This window comes from Pyxidicoccus xibeiensis, from assembly GCF_024198175.1.
GTDB lineage: Bacteria > Myxococcota > Myxococcia > Myxococcales > Myxococcaceae > Myxococcus > Myxococcus xibeiensis.
Genome location: NZ_JAJVKV010000009.1, coordinates 191,883 through 209,578, shown reverse-complemented (window position 1 = coordinate 209,578; position 17,696 = coordinate 191,883). Strand labels below are relative to the sequence as shown.

17 protein-coding genes are annotated in these 17,696 nt (G+C 69.2%); 15 read left to right on the top strand and 2 right to left on the bottom strand.

Translation table 11 applies throughout. The features are described from left to right. Positions 1-99: 99 nt before the first annotated feature. From LXT23_RS33540 to LXT23_RS33520, 5 genes are all read left to right on the top strand, one after another. Positions 100-1,281: a thiolase family protein gene (locus LXT23_RS33540; RefSeq protein ID WP_253984462.1), complete on the top strand. Its 1,182-nt coding sequence runs from the start codon at positions 100-102 to the stop codon at positions 1,279-1,281. An 82-nt stretch (positions 1,282-1,363) separates the two neighbouring features. Continuing rightward, positions 1,364-2,062 (top strand): CoA transferase subunit A, encoded by a 699-nt coding sequence (locus LXT23_RS33535; RefSeq protein WP_253984461.1) that lies wholly within the window; start codon positions 1,364-1,366, stop codon positions 2,060-2,062. A 7-nt stretch (positions 2,063-2,069) separates the two neighbouring features. After that, the gene (locus tag LXT23_RS33530; protein ID WP_253984460.1) at positions 2,070-2,726 is read left to right on the top strand and encodes a CoA transferase subunit B; all 657 of its coding nucleotides are present in this window, start codon (positions 2,070-2,072) and stop codon (positions 2,724-2,726) included. 63 nt (positions 2,727-2,789) lie between these two features. Beyond that, on the top strand, positions 2,790-3,173 hold the full coding sequence (locus LXT23_RS33525) for a TIGR02266 family protein (RefSeq protein WP_253984459.1): 384 nt from the start codon (positions 2,790-2,792) through the stop codon (positions 3,171-3,173). 43 nt (positions 3,174-3,216) lie between these two features. Further along, entirely contained in the window at positions 3,217-4,521 is a 1,305-nt protein-coding gene (locus LXT23_RS33520) for a class I SAM-dependent RNA methyltransferase (protein ID WP_253984458.1), read from the top strand. A gap of 29 nt (positions 4,522-4,550) precedes the next feature. Here LXT23_RS33520 and LXT23_RS33515 read toward each other — a convergent pair whose 3' ends face one another. Beyond that, complete coding sequence (locus LXT23_RS33515; protein ID WP_253984457.1) at positions 4,551-5,303, bottom strand: hypothetical protein; 753 nt, start codon at positions 5,301-5,303, stop codon at positions 4,551-4,553. A gap of 180 nt (positions 5,304-5,483) precedes the next feature. On the opposite strand from LXT23_RS33515, the gene LXT23_RS33510 reads away from it, so the two are divergent. Both LXT23_RS33510 and LXT23_RS33505 read left to right on the top strand, forming a co-directional pair. Further along, entirely contained in the window at positions 5,484-6,881 is a 1,398-nt protein-coding gene (locus tag LXT23_RS33510; RefSeq protein WP_253984456.1) for a VWA domain-containing protein, read from the top strand. Positions 6,882-7,410: 529 nt separating this feature from the next. After that, positions 7,411-8,028: a hypothetical protein gene (locus LXT23_RS33505; protein WP_253984455.1), complete on the top strand. Its 618-nt coding sequence runs from the start codon at positions 7,411-7,413 to the stop codon at positions 8,026-8,028. 15 nt (positions 8,029-8,043) lie between these two features. Here LXT23_RS33505 and LXT23_RS33500 read toward each other — a convergent pair whose 3' ends face one another. Next, positions 8,044-9,759, bottom strand: coding sequence for an MYXO-CTERM sorting domain-containing protein (locus LXT23_RS33500; protein ID WP_253984454.1), 1,716 nt, complete (start codon positions 9,757-9,759; stop codon positions 8,044-8,046). A gap of 116 nt (positions 9,760-9,875) precedes the next feature. Here LXT23_RS33500 and LXT23_RS33495 point away from each other — a divergent pair, with 116 nt between their 5' ends. The 8 genes from LXT23_RS33495 (at position 9,876) to LXT23_RS33460 (ending at position 17,696) form a co-directional block, all read left to right on the top strand. Continuing rightward, positions 9,876-10,397, top strand: coding sequence for a hypothetical protein (locus tag LXT23_RS33495; RefSeq protein ID WP_253984453.1), 522 nt, complete (start codon positions 9,876-9,878; stop codon positions 10,395-10,397). A gap of 73 nt (positions 10,398-10,470) precedes the next feature. Then, positions 10,471-11,859 (top strand): tRNA (N6-isopentenyl adenosine(37)-C2)-methylthiotransferase MiaB, encoded by a 1,389-nt coding sequence (gene miaB / locus LXT23_RS33490; RefSeq protein WP_253984452.1) that lies wholly within the window; start codon positions 10,471-10,473, stop codon positions 11,857-11,859. A gap of 46 nt (positions 11,860-11,905) precedes the next feature. Next, positions 11,906-12,421 (top strand): gamma carbonic anhydrase family protein, encoded by a 516-nt coding sequence (locus LXT23_RS33485; protein ID WP_253984451.1) that lies wholly within the window; start codon positions 11,906-11,908, stop codon positions 12,419-12,421. Positions 12,422-12,460: 39 nt separating this feature from the next. Then, positions 12,461-12,931 carry a Crp/Fnr family transcriptional regulator gene (locus LXT23_RS33480; protein WP_253984450.1) on the top strand — a complete coding sequence of 157 codons (471 nt, stop codon included), beginning with the start codon at positions 12,461-12,463 and terminating at the stop codon, positions 12,929-12,931. Positions 12,932-12,957: 26 nt separating this feature from the next. Next, positions 12,958-13,986: a hypothetical protein gene (locus LXT23_RS33475; RefSeq protein ID WP_253984449.1), complete on the top strand. Its 1,029-nt coding sequence runs from the start codon at positions 12,958-12,960 to the stop codon at positions 13,984-13,986. A 16-nt stretch (positions 13,987-14,002) separates the two neighbouring features. Further along, a complete protein-coding gene (locus LXT23_RS33470; RefSeq protein WP_253984448.1) occupies positions 14,003-14,812 on the top strand; it encodes a DedA family protein in 810 nt (269 codons plus the stop codon). A gap of 5 nt (positions 14,813-14,817) precedes the next feature. Then, positions 14,818-15,228, top strand: a complete 411-nt coding sequence (locus tag LXT23_RS33465; RefSeq protein WP_253984447.1) for a hypothetical protein — start codon at positions 14,818-14,820, stop codon at positions 15,226-15,228. Between the two features lie 74 nt (positions 15,229-15,302). Next, positions 15,303-17,696 (top strand): patatin-like phospholipase family protein, encoded by a 2,394-nt coding sequence (locus LXT23_RS33460; protein ID WP_253984446.1) that lies wholly within the window; start codon positions 15,303-15,305, stop codon positions 17,694-17,696.

Below are 17,696 nucleotides of genomic sequence, written 5' to 3'. Positions count from 1 at the left end.
GAGCGAGGACGCTTGAACTCCGGGGAGTGCCCGGTGATAAGGGCCCTCGCCGCTGTTATCGAAGCTCATCCGGACATCTCCTAAAGGGAGGCAGTTTTCATGGCTCGTGAAGTCGTCATCGTGGGCGCGGCCCGTACCCCCATCGGCTCCTTCCAGGGCGCGCTCTCCAAGCTGACGGCCCCGCAGCTGGGCGCAGTGGCGATCAAGGCGGCGCTGGAGCGTGCGGGCGTCAAGCCGGAGACCGTGCAGGAGGTGCTGATGGGCTGCGTGCTGCAGGCCGGCGTGGGCCAGGCGCCCGCCCGCCAGGCGAGCATCTTCGCCGGCATCCCCGAGTCCGTCCCCGCCACCACGCTCAACAAGGTCTGTGGCTCCGGACTCAAGGCCGTCATCGCCGCTGCGCAGTCCATTGCCCTGGGTGACGCGGACATCATCGTCGCCGGCGGCATGGAGTCCATGAGCAACGCGCCCTACCTCAGCCATACCATGCGCAACGGTGCCCGCATGGGGAACGTGGAGTTCAAGGACGCGATGATCCACGACGGCCTCTGGGACGTGTACGGCAACGTCCACATGGGCCTCTGCGCGGAGGAGTGCTCCACGTCGCAGGGCATCAGCCGCGCACAGCAGGACGAGTTCGCGCTGGAGTCCACGCGCCGCGCCATCCAGGCCCAGAAGGAGGGCCTGTTCGCCGCGGAGATCACCCCGGTGCACATCCCCGGCAAGAAGCCGGAGGACATCATCACCGTCGTCGAGGACGAGGGTCCGCGCAACGCGAAGCCGGAAAAGATTCCGGGCCTCAAGCCGGTCTTCAAGAAGGACGGCACCGTGACGGCCGCCAACGCGTCCTCCATCAACGACGGCGCCGCGGCGCTGGTGCTGATGAGCGCGGAGCGCGCGAAGGCGGAGGGCCGCACCATCCTCGGCCGCATCAACGGCTACGCCCAGGCGGCGCGCAAGCCGGTGGAGTTCACCATTGCCCCGGCGGACGCCATCAACGCGCTGCTGAAGAAGAACGGGCAGTCGGTGAGCGACGTGGACCTCTGGGAGATCAACGAGGCCTTCGCGGTGGTGTCGGTGGCCAACAACCGCCTCCTCGGGCTGGATCCGTCGAAGGTGAACGTGCGCGGCGGCGCGGTGGTGCTGGGCCACCCGATTGGCGCCTCGGGCGCGCGCGTGCTGGTGACGCTGCTGCACACGATGAAGGACCTGGGCAAGAAGCGCGGCGTCGCGTCGCTGTGCATCGGCGGCGGCGAGGGCATCGCGCTGATGGTCGAGCGGTAATCATCCTCTCCCGAAAGGGAGGGGCACGGGGTGGGGGCCGCAGCCAGGCCTTCACCCCGTTGCACATCATGCGGGAGGGCGGATGAACAAGGTCTACGCGAACGCGGACGAGGCGGTCGCCGACATCCCGGACGGCTGCACGCTCATGAGCGGCGGCTTCGGCCTGTGCGGCAACCCTGAGAATCTCATCGAGGCGCTTCACAAGAAGGGCGTGAAGAACCTCACCATCATCTCCAACAACTGCGGCACCACCGAGCTCGGGCTGGGCATCCTGCTCCAGAACAAGCAGGTCAAGAAGATGGTGTCCAGCTACGTGGGAGAGAACAAGGAGTTCGAGCGGCAGTACCTCTCCGGCGAGCTGGAGGTGGAGCTGAACCCGCAGGGCACCCTGGCCGAGCGCATCCGCGCCGGCGGCTGCGGCATCGGCGGCTTCTTCACCCCCACGGGCGCCGGGACGCAGGTGGCCGAGGGCAAGGAGACGCGGATGATCGACGGCCGCCTCCATGTGCTGGAGACGCCGCTGAAGGCGGACTTCGCCATCATCCACGCCTGGAAGGCGGACACCTGGGGCAACCTGGTGTTCAACAAGACGGCGCGCAACTTCTCCCCGATGATGTGCATGGCCGCGAAGACGACCATCGTCGAGGCGGAGCACATCGTGGAGCCGGGAGAGCTGGATCCGGATCAGGTGCACATCCCGAGCATCTTCGTGCACCGGATCATCCAGGCGAAGAACCTCAAGAAGTGGATCGAGCGGCGCACCGTCCGCAAGCAGGCGTGAGGAGCCCATGCCACTGACTCGTGAACAGATCGCGATGCGCATCGCCCAGGAGCTGAAGGACGGCTTCTACGTCAACCTGGGCATCGGCATCCCCACGCTGGTCCCCAACTACATCCCCCCCGGCGTGGAGGTGGTGCTCCAGTCGGAGAACGGCCTGCTGGGCATCGGCCCGTACCCGTATGAGGGCAAGGAGGACCCGGACCTCATCAACGCGGGCAAGGAGACGGTGACGACGGTGAAGGGCGCGGCGTTCTTCGACTCCGCGCTGTCCTTCGGGATGATCCGCGGCGGCCACATCGACATGGCCGTGCTGGGCGCCATGGAGGTCAGCGAAGAGGGCGACCTGGCCAACTGGATGATCCCCGGGAAGATGGTCAAGGGGATGGGCGGCGCCATGGACCTGGCGGTGGGCGCCAAGCGCATCTACGTGGCCATGGAGCACGCCAACAAGGAAGGCCAGCCGAAGATCCTCAAGAAGTGCTCGCTGCCGCTGACGGGCCTGAAGTGCGTGCACCACATCGTCTCGGACCACGCGTTCATCGACGTGACGCCCGAGGGGCTGGTGCTGCGCGAGGTGGCCCCTGGCGTGACGGTGGAGCAGGTCCGGAAGCTGACGGAGCCGACGCTGAAGGTGGCTCCGGACGTGCGCGAGATGAAATTCTGAGCGCACACGGCTAGGGTGCCTCCCCGCGGGTGCCGTCGGTGGCCCGCGGGGGACCCCTACCAAATGGCCGAGACTCCGGAGAAGCCGAACCGCGCGCCCCGGGTGGAGTACGAGCTGCCGGTGGCCTACAGCAGCGTGACCGGGTTCGTGACGGACTGGGCCGTCAACCTGTCGCGGGGCGGGCTGTACATCAACACCGACAAGCCGCTGCCGGTGGACACCGTGGTGCGACTGCTGGTGACGCTGCCGGGCGCGCACTTCCCCGTGGAGCTGAAGGGCCGCGTCACCCGCACCCACGCCATGGGCACGCCCGGCTCCGAGTCCCCGGGGATGGCGCTGGAGTTCGTGGACGTTGATGACGACAAGCGGACGCGCATCGGGGAGTTCGTGGAGCGCCTGCGCGCGGAGCTCCCCTCGGACATCCCCGCCTCGAACAACCGCAAGTGACGACGGTGGCCCAGCCGGGGCGCGCCGCCTGACGAGCCCCTGAATGTTGCCGCTACCTGAGCTTCCCGTTGAGTTGACGATCGAGCGCCTGGGCCAGTTGGGCGAGGGCGTGGCCTCCTGGCAGGGGCGCACTGTGTTCATCCCGGGCGCCTTCCCGGGGGACACCGTGCGCGTCCACCTGGAAGCCCAGGGCCGCGTGCTGCGCGGGCTGCTGCGGCAGGTGGTGACGCCGGGGCCGGACCGGCGCGCGGAGCCGTGTGTCTACTCGAGCGAGTGCGGAGGGTGCGACTGGCTGGGGCTGGCCGAGCCCGCCCAGCGCACGGCGAAGCAGGAGATTGTCCTCTCCACCCTGGAGCACCTGGGGCACCTGTCCCGGGAGTCCTTCACGGTGCGCCCGCTGCTGGTGGCGCCCCGGGACTGGGGCTACCGGCGGCGCGCGGTGCTGCACCCGACGGGCAAGGGGACGCTGGGCTACTTCGGCCGGCGGAGCCATGAGCGCATCCCCGTCTCGGCCTGCGGGGCGCTCACGCCCGTGCTGACCGGGCTGCCCGGGAAGCTGGCGCCGCTGCTCAAGCCGCTGGCGAAGGACACGGAGGAGGTGCTGCTCCTGGCGGAAGGGGACAAGGCGGCCTTCGCGGTGAACCTCACCGGCCCGGTGACGGCGCGGCACGTGGAGGCGGCGGAGGGCGCGGTGCGGGCGCTGCGCCTGGAGGGCGCGGTGCTGGTGCCCAAGGAGGGCTCGCCGCGGCTGCTGGGGAAGCCGGCGCTGCGCTCGTTCTCTCCGCTGCGGCCGGAGGTGCCGCTGTACCTGCGGCCGGATGCGTTCGCCCAGGCGCACGCGGAGGCCAACGTGGGATTGGTGACGGCGGCGGTGTACGAGCTGGGGGCTCGCGAGACGGACTCCGTGCTGGAGCTGTACTCGGGGAATGGAAACTTCACGTTCCCCCTGGCGGCCGTGTCCGCGTCGGTGCTGGGGGTGGAGTCCTCGCCCGTTGGAGTGGAGCTGGCCCAGCGCAGTGCTCGCGAGGGTGGGGTGGGGAACGTCCGCTTCATCCAGGGCGATGCCCGGAAGGCCTGCGACGGGCTGGTGGCCGAGGGGCGGAAGTTCGACGTGTGCCTGGCGGACCCACCGCGCGCCGGAGCGCCGGGGCTGGCGAAGTGGATGACCGCCCTGGGCGTGCGCCGCGTGGTGTACGTGGCGTGCGACCCGGCCTCGCTGGCTCGCGACGCCGCGGGGCTGGTGGAGGCGGGCTACAAGCCCGTGGCCCTGCAGGTGGTGGACATGTTCCCCCAGACGCACCACGTGGAGGCTGTCATGTCCTTCGAGCGGGGGCCCGGAGCGGCGTAGCTCGCGGCTCCGGACCCTGGGCGCACGGGCTACTTCGCCGTGTTGCCGTCCACGAGCGTCTGCACGACGAGGTTGCCGAAGTCCGCGTCGCTGATGGACATGGGGACCAGCGTCCGCAGGTTGGCGAACGAGACGGTGGTGATGCCCTTCTCGTCACGCGTCACGGTGAACTGGCGCGGGTCGAAGCCGCTCACCCGGAGCACGCCGTTGCTGAGGACGATGGAGGCGCGCCACAGCGTGTTCTGCTCGGTGCGCACCGGGTCCTCCACCTGCTGGCCCTCCACCACGTCCTCACGGAAGATGAACAGGTCGATGCGGCTCTCCATGGCGTCCGCCGAGGACGTCATCGTGCCCTTGTCCAGGATGAGGGTGACGGTGCGGCGGGCATCGTCGAACTCGGCGCGCGTCTGCACCGAGTGCGAGCCGGAGGCGTCCGCCTCGGCCGTCGCCCCGGGGTCCACCTCGCCGTAGACGCCCTGGCCGGTGCGGTAGCCGGTGGCCGAGCAGCCGCCCCAGCCGTTGGAGGCCGAGGACTGCGCTCCGCCCCACAGACAGCTCCGCCAGCTACAGGAGACGCTCGTTCCGTCACAGTGGCCGGAGTGGCTGGCACACAGGGGCAGCCCGAAGCCGATGCACCCCACCGTCGCGTTCGCGGTGAACTTCTTCGCGAACCACTTGCACCTGTTGCGGGTGTTGCACCAGGAGCTTGCCTGGGCGTCCGCCGTGCCCAGCACCAGGAACAGTCCAAGGAGGGGGGCAATCCACGTCTTGCGCAGCTGCATAGGTCGAGACTCCACGTTGTCGTGTCGAAGTGGCGCCGGAGTGGCGCGATTTCACGATAGTCCGGCTTTTCACTTGAAGTGAATCATAGATAACAGTGCGTGCAGTGACGGGGCGGCCGTTCGAGGGAGGAGGGGAGGAATCCCGGTTGCGCCGGACGGCTGCGCGGACATGATGGTCGGGTGGATGCCCGCATCGTCGAGTTCGCCGAAGTGCTGCGCCAGAACGGTGTGCGTGTCAGTACGTCCGAGGTCCAGGATGCCCTGCGCGCCACGACCGAGGTGGGCCTGAAGGACCGGGGGCTGTTCCGCTCCGTGCTCCGCACCACGCTGGTGAAGCGCGAGCTGGACGTGGACACGTTCAACCGGGCCTTCGACTTCTACTTCTCGGGGGCGGCGCGGACGTTCGAGGCCATCGACAAGTCGCTGGCGGACCAGCTCAAGGAGGAGGGCTACCTGGAGGGCGACCTGCTGAAGATGGTCATCATCCAGATGAACCAGCTGCTGCCGGAGATGTCGCCGCTGGCCCAGGCCATCCTGGAGGGGGACCGGGCGCGGCTGGCGCAGATCTTCCGGATGGCGTCGCTGCAGCTGGACTTGTCCCAGCTGGAGAGCCCGCTGCAGGCGGGGTTCTTCTCACGGCGCATGCTGGCGGCGGCGGGGATGGAGAAGGCGCGCTCGGACATGAAGTCGCTGGAGGACGAGCTGCGGGCGCGGGGGCTGGCTCCGGAAGGGGTGGAGATCGTCTCGCGGCATGTGGCGGCGGCGATGCGGAAGATTGAGGACGCCGCGCGCCAGGAGGTGAAGCGACAGGCCGAGGCGCGCATCCGGCGGCGGACGGACACGGTGCAGGACAAGCCGCTGCACCTGCTGACGCAGGCCGAGGTGGACCAGATGGAGGCGGCGGTCCGGACGCTGGCGGAGAAGCTGCGCAGCCGGCTGATCCGCAAGCAGCGCTCGTACCGGCGGGGGGCGTTGAACGTGCGGCGCACGCTCCGGAGGAACATGCCGTGGGGTGGGGTGCCCATGGTGCCGCAGTTCAAGCGTCGACGTCCCGAGCGGCCGGAGCTGGTGGTGCTGTGCGACGTGTCCGACTCGGTGCGGAACGCGTCCCGGATGATGATGCTGTTCATGCACACGCTGCAGTCGCTGTTCGTGCGCGTGCGCTCGTTCGTCTTCGTGTCCGACATCGGCGAGGTCACGCAGTACTTCAAGGACCTGGACGTGGACGAGGCCATCGACATGGCCACCGCGGGCAAGACGGTGTCGCTGAGCGCGAACTCGAACTATGGGCGCGCGCTGGCGGACTTCACCCGCGACCACCTGGGGAGCATCACGCGCCGCACCACGGTGATGGTGATTGGCGACGGGCGGAACAACTACAACGCGAACAACGCGTGGGCGCTGAAGGACCTGCGCCGCAAGGCGAAGCGCCTCTTGTGGATCTGCCCCGAGGAGCGTGGGAACTGGGGCATCGGGGACAGCGAGATGCTGACCTACGAGAAGCACTGCCACCAGGCCGTGGTCGTCACCTCCGTGTCCGACCTGGCGCGCATCGCGGATCAGCTCGTGCCGGCGTGACGCGGACTATTGTCCGAGTGGAGTCGACGGGTTCCCGGTGGCTGTATCGCGTAGGGCTTACGGCGCTCCTGTGGACCGGCTTCGGGCTGGTGGGGTGTGCCCATGGACGCAGCACCGTCGCAGGACGAATCTCTCCAGAGCACTTCCGGTTCAAGACGGTTGTCGAGGTCGACAGTAGAGCGCAGCCTGATGGCTGGAGAGCTGTCTGCATCAGCGCTCGCATCACCGAAGGTGACTCAGGCGCTACCGACGTCTGTAGATTCGAAGTGGGCTTGCCGCTCCGCAATGGCCCTCAGGGGGATATCTCCCTGGGGGAGGCTCAGTGGATTTCGGCGGAGCTGGCGAATCATGCAGCCCAGTCCATCCTGGCTGACGCTCGCCCAGGAGAGATGATCGCCGTGCACTGCATCCACTTCAAACGTCGCTACGAGCGAATGCTCAAGGAGGAGATTGCCGGTGCCCGGGTCTCGGAGTGCCGCACACCGGGGATTGAGACCGTGCACTTTGATATCCCAGAAGGCTCAAAGCGATGAACGGCCCGACCCAAGAGGAGCTCATTCGCTGTGCCGAGCAGTTCTACCCACGAGGGTTCCCACCCGAGGAGGATGATGCGAGCGAGCCCATCCCAGCCCACCACCGCACGCCTGAGCATCAGTGCTTCGTGGCCGCGTGGGAGCGGGCACTCGAATGGAAGGAATGGGGGGCCTTCGTAGAAGCGCTTCCGGCAATGTTTCCGGAGCATGCCGTCGGCGGCGGGACACAGCCGTTCGTGTCGGCCTGCCTTCGCAGCCAGATCTACAAGGTAGAGCCGCAGCCGGACGGCAACAGGCTCGTCACTCGATGGGCCGTGGCCGTCAGTGTCCTGACCCCGCTCTACATCGTCTATGTGACGACCCAGCTCTGGTATCCCACTCGTCGCGCTTCTCGCCCCACGCTCATCTTGGCCCCTGGGAGCGGAGACAAGCCCCAGGCTGACAGGCTGGGGCAACAGGTTGAACACGTGCTGGGCTGCCGGCCGTTTCCGCTTTCGCTCGCGCAGGTGCCGCTGCCTGGCCTCCGCATCGGGCAACTCAACTATCTGAGCGCCGATCCACCACCGACGCTGCTGGATGCCTTCTTCATGGATGACCTGGCAAACCTGCCGTGACGCGCACTCTCGAAGCTATCGCGTCCTCGCGCGACGACGGGCGCTGAAGAAAAGTCCCATCAGGGCCAGGCCCCACGGAACGGAGGAGGAGGTCGACTGGCAGCTGCAGCCGCTCTCATCCGGTGGAGGCTGTTGCGTTCCCGCATCCGCCACGCCCGCATCCTGGGTCGTCCCCGCGTCGGGCGTGCCGGCATCCACCGTCGTCCCGGCATCCGAGGGCAGGGGACCTGCGTCCTGCTCCGTGCCCGCGTCCACTCCTGAATCAGAGGGCAAGGGACCTGCGTCCGGCTCCGTGCCCGCGTCCACTCCTGCGTCCAGCTCCATCCCCGCATCCTCAACACCGGCATCCAGCTCGACTCCACCGTCCTCGGGCGGCAGGCCCGCGTCCAGCTCCGTCCCCGCGTCGGTGCCGGCGTCCGCCTCCGTGCCGGGGAGGAGCCCCGACAGCTTGAAGAGCCCTCCGCTCGTCCCGTCGTTCGCGGTGAAGTAGAGGTCCGTCCCCGCCACCGTCAGGTTCGCGGGTGACGAGGACGCAGTCCCGCTGGCGACATCCGACGCGAGCGTGGGCGTCTCCAGCGGACCGTCCAGCCGCCACAGCTCCCGGCCCGTCTCCGGCGTCGTCGCCGTGAACACCAGCGGGCCCATCTCCGACATCAACATCAGCGACGCCGGATTCGAGCTCGCATTGCCCGGGTTCAGATCCGCCACCAGCACCGTCCCCTGCGACGTCCCATCCGTGCGCCACAGCTCGACGTCGCCCGAGGGGGCCGTCGCGGCGAAGAAGAGGAAGTCCCCCCAGCCGACGAACTCGCGCTCCCCCTGTCCGTAGCTCACCGCCGAGCTCACCAGCTCCGTCCCGTTCGCGGTGCCATCCGACCGGTAGAGCCGCGTCCCCCAGCCAATCCCCAGCGGCCAGAAGTACACGTGGCCCTTCCAGGGGAACAGGTAGATGGGAACCGTGTCGCCAGGCCCCATGTTCACCACGAGCTGGGTGCCATCCGCCGTCCCATCCGACTTCCACAGCTCGGAGCCAGCCGCTCTGTCGGTGGCACGGAAATACGTCAGCCCGCCCATGGGGACGAAGTCCGTGGCGAACGACTCGCGCGGGCCCTCGTTGATGTCCTTGAGGATTCGCGTCCCACCCGGCGTGCCGTCCGTGATGTGGGGCTCAACGCCCATCACTCCCGTGGGAGCGTTGAACCAGGCCCTGCCCTGGGAGATCGCCAGGCCGTTGACGCCCGACGGGAACCCCTCGACGGCGCGGGTGCCCGGCTCGGTGCCGTCCGTCTGCCAGAGGGCCTTCGATCCATAGTCCGCCAGCATGAACACGTAGGAGGAGCCCAGGGGCGTGAGCTTGAAGTACGCATCCGGCAGCGCAGCCTTCACCCGCACCGTCCCCACGCCCGTCCCATCCGTGGACCACAGCTCGTTCGCCGACGTGAACAGCACGCTGTCCCTGAAGCGTGTCAGGGACACACTGCCGTCCTCCTGGGGCACGGCGAGGTGGATTCGCAGCGTGGAGCCCACCGTCCCCGTCGAGCGCCACACCTCCAGCGCCGTGGTGGCCGTGTCCACCCCCACCAGCACCCCGCCATCGAAGGCGAGCACCTGGGTGACGCTCTCCCCTGAGGCGAGGGCCTTCAGCTTCACGGGTGAGAGGGGCGCCAGCGCCTGGCGCCGCAGCTCGAAGGCGCTCGGCGACGAGGGCCCGCCCTCCGAACAGGCAGCCACTGCAAGGAGCCATGACATCCCGATGAAACCCGGACATCCCTTCCAAGCGCGCTTTCCCATGCGCTGAAGGGTACAACAGCGCCTCCGAAGGCTGTTACAAGCGCCAGGAGCTCCCCATGGCACCCTCCCTCTTCGATGACGCAGGCTACCAGGACGTCCGGAACCTCGAGCGCAGCTCGAACATGGACGCCGCCGACGACCGCACCCTCCGCATGGCGTTTCCCGCGGTGGACGGCCCCCTGCTCGACGCCCTGGTCCGCTACCAGCAGGCCTACCTCTCCCACGCGGAGGCAGGGCAGGGGACGGACGCGCTCAGCCGCGCACATACCGAGGCCCTGGTGGCTTCCGGGCTGGACTCCAAGACGGCGGAGCAGGGCGGCGCCATGCTGCGCGCCTTCAGCGGCCGGCGGCACACCGCCTGGCGCCTCCAGGACAAGCTGCGTCAACTCGAAGGCGACACCGGCCCCCGGGCCGACGAGCTGCGCACCCGCATCCGCGAGGAGCTGACGAAGCAGGAGCGCGCCACCGAGGCCCTCGCCCGTCGCTACGGCGCGGACGCCCTGGCCCTGCTGCGCTCCCGCGAGCCGGAGCTGCTGGACCTCCACACCCGCCTGACGCGGCTGCTCAGTCGGGGATGAACCCCGCCGTCCGTCGGGTTGCATTCCGCGCCCGGGCATCGCATAAGGGCACGTACTTCCTCAAGGTTCTCCCATGAAGCGCTACTTCATCCACACCTTCGGCTGCCAGATGAACGTCAACGACTCGCTCCGCATGAGCGAGGTGCTGGCGAAGATGTCCTACGAGCCGACGCCGGTGCCCGACAACGCGGACCTCATCATCCTCAACACCTGCGCCATCCGCGAGAAGGCCGAGGACAAGATGCTGTCCGCGCTGGGCCGCTACAAGCCGGTGAAGGCCAGCCGGGGCGCGCTCATCGGGGTGGGTGGCTGTGTGGCGCAGCAGGAGAAGGACCGGCTCCTCAAGAAGGTGCCCTACCTGGACTTCGTCTTCGGCCCCGACAACATCGCCAAGCTGCCGGACATCATCGGCCGCGTGGGCCAGGAGCGCGAGCGGGTGGTGGAGACGGCCTTCGTCCACTCGGAGGAGTACGTCTTCCCGCGCGCGGACCCGGAGACGTCTCGCGGCAAGGTGACCGAGTTCGTCACGGTGATGAAGGGCTGCGACAACGTCTGCTCCTTCTGCGTGGTGCCCCACACCCGCGGCCGCGAGGTCAGCCGCGCCTTCCCGGAGGTCCTCCTGGAGGTCGCCGACCTGGCCAAGGTGGGCGTGCGCGAGGTGACGCTCATCGGGCAGAACGTGAACTCGTACGCGGGCGGCATCTCCTTCGCCCAGCTGCTGCTGCGCACCGCCGAGGTGCCGGGCATCGAGCGCGTGCGCTTCACCACCAGCCATCCGCATGACCTGTCGGACGAGCTCATCGACGCGTTCCGCACCCAGCCCAAGATTGCTCCGCACTTCCACCTGCCCGTGCAGTGCGGCAGCGACCGCATCCTCAAGATGATGCGCCGCGACTACACCGTGGTGCAGTACCTGGAGCGGCTGGCGAAGCTGCGCGAGGCGCGGCCGGGCATCGCCGTCACCACCGACATCATCGTGGGCTTCCCCGGGGAGACCGAGGAGGACTTCGAGCTGACGATGAAGCTGACCGAGCAGGTCCGCTACGACAACCAGTTCTCCTTCGTCTTCAGCCCCCGCCCCAAGACGGGCGCGGCCCTGCGGGAGAACGAGTGGGGCCCGGTGCCGCACGAGGTGAAGATTGCCCGCCTGGAGCGCCTGCAGAAGCTGCAGCGGCGCATCAGCACGGAGGTCACCGCGGCGCTGGTGGGCACGGAGGTGGAGGTGCTGGTGGAGGGCCACTCGCGCTACGACGCCACCAAGCGCTTCGGCCGCACGCCGGAGAACCGCACCGTCAACTTCGACGGAGACGCCCCCGCCGGCGCCCTCGTGAAGGTGAAGGTGGACCGCTCCACGCCCAACCAGCTCAACGGGCAGCAGCTCTCCGTCCTGTCGCTGCCCACGGTGGAGCCGCTTCCCCTGGCTCCGGCCGCGTCGCCGTTCCACGTCGTCGCGGAGGCGTAGCCGCAAGCCTCCGCCGTCCCGCGTCGTCCGAGCAGGAGGTGCCGCCATGGCGTTGAGGCCGTTTCGCGGGGTGTCCCCCCGCGTCCACCCGAGCTGCTTCGTCGAGGACTCCGCCCAGGTCGTGGGCGAGGTGGAGCTCGGGGAGGACTCCTCCGTCTGGTACAACGCCGTGCTGCGCGGGGACGTCAATCCCATCCGCATCGGCAAGCGCACCAACATCCAGGACCTCTCCCTGGTCCACGTCACCACGCACAAGCACTCCACCTCCGTGGGGGACGACGTCACCGTGGGCCACCACGTCATCCTCCATGGCTGCACCGTGGGCGACCGGGTGCTGGTGGGCATGGGCGCCATCCTCATGGACGGCGTGGAGGTGGGGGACGAGTGCATCATCGGCGCCGGGGCCCTGCTGACCCCGGGGACGAAGGTGCCGCCGGGCTCGCTGGTGGTGGGCTCGCCGGGCAAGGTGAAGCGGCCGATTACCGAGGAGGAGCGGGCGTTCCTCCGGCAGTCGGCCCAGCACTACGTGCAGCTCGCCGCGGAGCACCGGGCCAGCCGCTGATTCGCGGCGCTTCGCGCCCCGTGTTAGGAGATCCGAATCATGGCTCTCGTGCCCGCGAACACCCTCAAGGCGTGTCCGATCTTCAAGGGGTTCACCGATACCGGCATCCAGATCTTCGCCGGCGTGGCGGTGCCCCGGGCCTTCCCCAAGGGCACCGCGCTCTTCACCGAGGGCAAGACGGGCGAGTCGCTCCTCATCGTCGGCGAGGGCACCGTGCGGCTGAGCGCGAAGAGCGCCTCGGGTGACGACGTGGCCCTGGGCGAGGTGACCTCGGGTGAGCCGCTGGGCGAGCTGGCCCTCGTCCAGAAGGGCGAGCGGCTGTGCACCGCCACCGCCGTCACCGACGTGTCCGCCCTGGAGATTCGCGCCTCGGACTTCCAGAAGCTGCTGGCCTCCAAGCCGCAGGCCTGCGTGAAGCTGCTGATGGGCATCGTCGCCCACTTCGGCCAGAAGGCCCGGGACAACCGGGACATGCTCCGCACGCTCGTCGGAAAGGCGCCGGCCGCCTGAGGAGGCCGTGGTAGGTTGGGGGCGTCATGCGCGCCCCCGTCCTCGCTGCCCTCCTGTTGCTCGGGGCCTCCGAGCCCGTCTTCGCCCAGGGCTCCAGCCGTCCTGCCGCGCCGGCGGCCCCGGTGGAGGATTGGTTCGCCAGCATGTACACGCCAGGCGGCCTGGAGGTCCGGGCCGATCTCCGCGTCTTCACCCTGTTCGCCCTGCTGAACCGCGCGGGGTACGACGCCGGCATCAAGCACCGCGAGCACCCGGTGCCCTTCTTCCTCTACCACCCGGCCCGCACCTACGTGCGCGATGCCCTGGAGGTGGAGCCCACCGCCGTCCTGGCCGAGGCCCAGGCCTTCTTCCACACGCACCCCGTGCCCATCGAGGCCTACCTGTCCCGGCTGCTCGATGGGGCGCCCGAGGGCCCCGGTGCCCGCGGGCTGGATGGACTCGACGGGCTGGAGGCGCTGCTGGACCGGGTGGAGGCCGAGTGGCCCATCGCCGCGCTTCGCGAGGAGACGCTGGAGATGTACCGGGCGCAACAACAAGCCTGGCTGCTGGTGTTGGATGAGCCGCTCCAACACGCGGCACGACTTCTGGGCCTGCCAGAAGGCAAGCCGGCCCTGCAGGTGGTGGTTAATCTGCTCGACGCCGATGGCAGCATCCGGCTCGTGGAGACGGGGCGTGGGTGGGTGGTGGTGGTCGGGCCTACCACTCACACGCCCAACATGGAGCCGGTGGTCCGGGAGCTGGCGCGGGGGGTGTTGAGCTCCCGGCTGGCAGGGCGGCTGGAGGGCAGGTGGGCGGGCGGCGCGGAGGCACTGCGCAAGGCCCGCACGGTGGGCGCGGGAGAGGCGTCAGTCGGGGAGTACGGGGTGGCGCTGGTGAGCCGGGCGCTGGCCCTGAGGGCCACGGGGGCCCAGGAAGCGGCCTATGAAGCGGCCGGCCGGCAGGGGTACTTCGGATTGAAGACCCTGGTCCGGAGTATTGATGACTCGCGCCCGGTTGATGCGTGGGCGCTGGAAGGGCTGGCTCGGGCGGTGTCCGGGCAGGCCCTCCGGAAGTGAACGGACGGGACAACGCGTGCAAGAACTCCTCACCAACATGCTCGGCGATGCGCAGGGCTTCATCGCGTACGCCACTGTGTTCGGCATCCTGGTGGCCTGTGGTCTCGGTGTACCGCTGCCGGAGGACATCTCGCTCATCCTGGGCGGCTTCCTGGCGCACAAGGGCGCCGCGAGCCTGCCGGTGATGATGGTGGTCGGCTTCGCCGGCATCCTCGTGGGCGACAGCCTCATCTTCCTCGCCGGCCGCCGGCTGGGCGGGAAGCTGGGCCGTGACTCCGCGAAGGGCGGCTTCTTCGCCCGCATCGTCACGCCCGAGAAACGGACCAAGGTGGAAGGCCTCTTCACCAAGCACGGCGAGAAGATCGTCTGCATTGCCCGCTTCATGCCGGGCGTGCGCGCGGTGACGTACTTCACCGCGGGCTCGGTGGGCATGTCCTACTGGCGCTTCATCTTCTGGGACGGCCTGGCCGCGCTGCTGTCCGCGCCCGTGTTCGTCTGGCTCGGCTTCCACTTCGGCGGTGAGCTGGACATGCTCATCAGCAAGTTCAAGGAAGGCCAGTACGTGGTCATGGGCGGGCTGGCGCTGATCGCGGTCGGCTACTTCCTGTGGCGCCGCAGCCGTCAGGCGGCCCAGCGTGCGAAGGCGTTCCAGGCGGCCTCGGTGGAGCCGGTGCCCGTGGCCGCCCGCGTCCAGGAGCCGGTGGCTTCGCCCCTGCGCAACACGGTGAAGGGCGGCGAGCCGCTGTTCGACGTGGCTCCTCCCGCCTCGGCGCCGGAGAAGACCTCGCACGAGCCTGTCGTGCGCGGCGAGCTGCAGAAGTCCTAGCGCCCGTGGAGTCGCCCCCGAGCTTCGACCTGTGGGCGCGGCATCGGGGGACGTCGCTGACGGATGCCGTGAAGTGGACCATGAAGCTGCGGTCCTGCTCCCTGGCTGACGCCATGCGCTACGTGCTCCCCGTGCGCAACCGGGAGCATGGCTGGGTCCAGCTCTATTTCGACCTGGGGTGGCTCGAGGCGCAGGAGTTCCTATCCGCGCCACTGCCGGACTTTGTCGAGCCCGGCTCCGCGGTCCTCCTCGATCATGACAGCTACACCACCCCTGAGCGCTGCCGGGGACGCTGTGACGCACACCGCATCTACCTCTACCGCGAAGGAGGGAGCTGTCCGGTCTGCGACGGGGACTACATGCTCACCACGCGCGGTGGCTTCCGGACGGCGGTGCGGACCTCCCGGAGATACTGAGCGCGAGGCTCGCGCCTTCCCAAAGTGCCCGCGAACCGGCAAGGCTGGGGTGGATGCCACGAGCCTGCCTTGTCGTGTGTGCCGTCGCCGTCCTCTTCCTCGCGGTGCCAGTGTCCGCCCAGGAGCCCGATGCCGGCTCCGCGCCCGACGCCGGCACTCCCGGCGAGGACACGCGCCGCGTGTACATGGGCACGGAGTTCCCTCCGGAGAACGTCGAGGACCCGGGCGCCGCCCGCGCGCTGGCCGCGGCGACGGAGCAGAGCGCTCCGGCTGTAGTCGTCAGCGGCGGCATCAGCCTGGGCGCCTACCAGGCCGGGTTCATCTCCACCTTGGTGCGCTTCTGGAGCGTCGCGCGCCGGGACGCCAGGGACTCGGGCCTGGGCAACCCGGCGCCCCGCGTGTGGACCGGGGCCTCCGCGGGCGCGGTGAACGCGCTGCTGGGAGGACTCGCGTCGTGTGACCCGGCCTTCGCGCAGGAGCAATGGTCCCCCGAGCAGAGCCTGTTCTGGACCGTCTGGGTGCAGGAGCTGGACCTGGAGGCGCTGCTGCCCTGGGAGGACAGGGACCGGGACGACCACCTCTTCAGCGCGCCGCACATGGAGCGGACGCTCGCGCTGATTGAAAAGCAGGCGGCGGAGACCCGCTTCCGCGAGGACTGCTCCTTCGCCTTCGGCATCACCGTGACGAACCTGCGCGGGCGGGACGTCCCGTTCGGCTGGGGCGGCCCCGAGTCCAGGGCCCTGCTCAAGCGCGTCACCGAGAAGCTCGTCGTGCAGGTGTCGACAGGGAAGGATGGGAAGCTCACGGCGCGGATGCCCTCCGTCGTGGGAACTCCCGACGTGAGCCCGCCGTACATCGCGCTGGACCCGGAGGAGCGGCTTCACTACCCCGCGCTGGGCGAGCGGCCGGAGCGGGAAGAGGGGGGCCAGCCCGTCTCCCTCAAGAGCCTGCTGCTCACGCCCCAGGCGTCCGGGGCCTTCCCGCTGGCCTTCCCGCCCGTGCCCGTGTCGGTGTCGTTCTTCGAGGAGCAGCAGTGGGGACCGCTCCAGGCCCTGCGGCTGGTGGATGGCGGGTTCCTCAACAACAACCCGCTCGACCTGGCGGTGCGGCTGGGCGCGCGATGGGTGGAAGGCCCGAGAGGCTCGGAAGGCTCGGAGCTGGCCTTCAACCCCTCCCGCTTCCCCGTCGTGTACCTGGACCAGGACGTCGTCGACTGGAAGTGGACCCAGGAGCCCGCGCAGCCGGCAGGCTCACTCAGCCCGCTGGAGGAGACGTACTTCCAGCACCTGGGCACGGTGCTGCGCGCGGCGCAGGACAGCGTGGTGCTCGACACGCTGGAGCACGACGCGAACCTCTCCGGCCGCATCAAGATTCCGCGGCGCAGCTCCGTGCTGCCCTCGGAGTTCCAGTTCGCGATGATGGGGTTCTTCGACCGGCGCTTCCGCCAGCACGACTTCTACCGGGGCATGCGGGACGCCATCGGCTTCCTGTCCACGCAGCTCTCGTCCACGCGCGCGGTGGAGGTGCTGGTGCCCCGCGTCCCGGATGAGCCGGTGCTGACCCGGGAGCAGCGGATCCGCGACGTGCTCGGCATCTCCTCCGGAGGCTTCCGGTGCGTGGCGGATGGGGCGTGTGACGGTGTGGAAGCGGGAGAGCAGCTCGGGAAGCTCCGCCGGGCCATGGACATCCTGACGAAGCGGGCGAGAGGAGACGAGTTGAAGGAGGCGGACGTCGATGACCTCCTCGCGGTGCTCGGTGACGCGGGGTATCAGTACAGCGACGGCGTCCTCGGGGCGGCCAGGGCCTCCGGGAGCCGGGACGACCTCATGCCGGCCCGCGTGCGCATCGGCAGGGCGTTCCATGACCTCGTCACACAGCAGAAGGGCGGGCTGAGGGTGGCGCTGCGCCCGGCCGGCGCGGCGTTCCTGGACGACTGGCTGACGTACACGCCCCCGCGACATGCCGTCACCCTGCACCTGAGCCGCCCGCGCGGCCTGGGCGTGGGCCTGGAAGCGCCAGTCGCCGCCTTCGAGAACCGCCCGGTGGACGGCGTCTATGACCGCAGCGAGCTGCGGCTCGGCGCCGAGGTGTCCGGGCTGGGCGTGCGGGACATGGACCAGCTCGCCGCGAACCGGACGCGGTGGCGGTGGGTCTCCGCGGGGGCCTATGCCGACTGGGTCTCCGACATGGATGGCTTCTCCGGGCGGGTGAAGCTGCTGCAGGCGGGGCCCTTCGTCCGGCTGCGGCTGGGCCTGGGAGCTTCCGCTGGCTACCTCACCGAGCCGGACGAGATTGCCCTCAACATGCTGGAGGCGCGCATTGGCGTGGACCTGATGGAGAAGGTGGGCCTGCGGCTGGCGATGCCGCTGTACCTGCTCAAGTTCCAGGGCGGGGACGTCCAAGGAGGGACGCCCAAGTTCTTCAAGGAGACCGACCTGGGCGTCGAGGTGCTCTTCACCTGGTGGTGA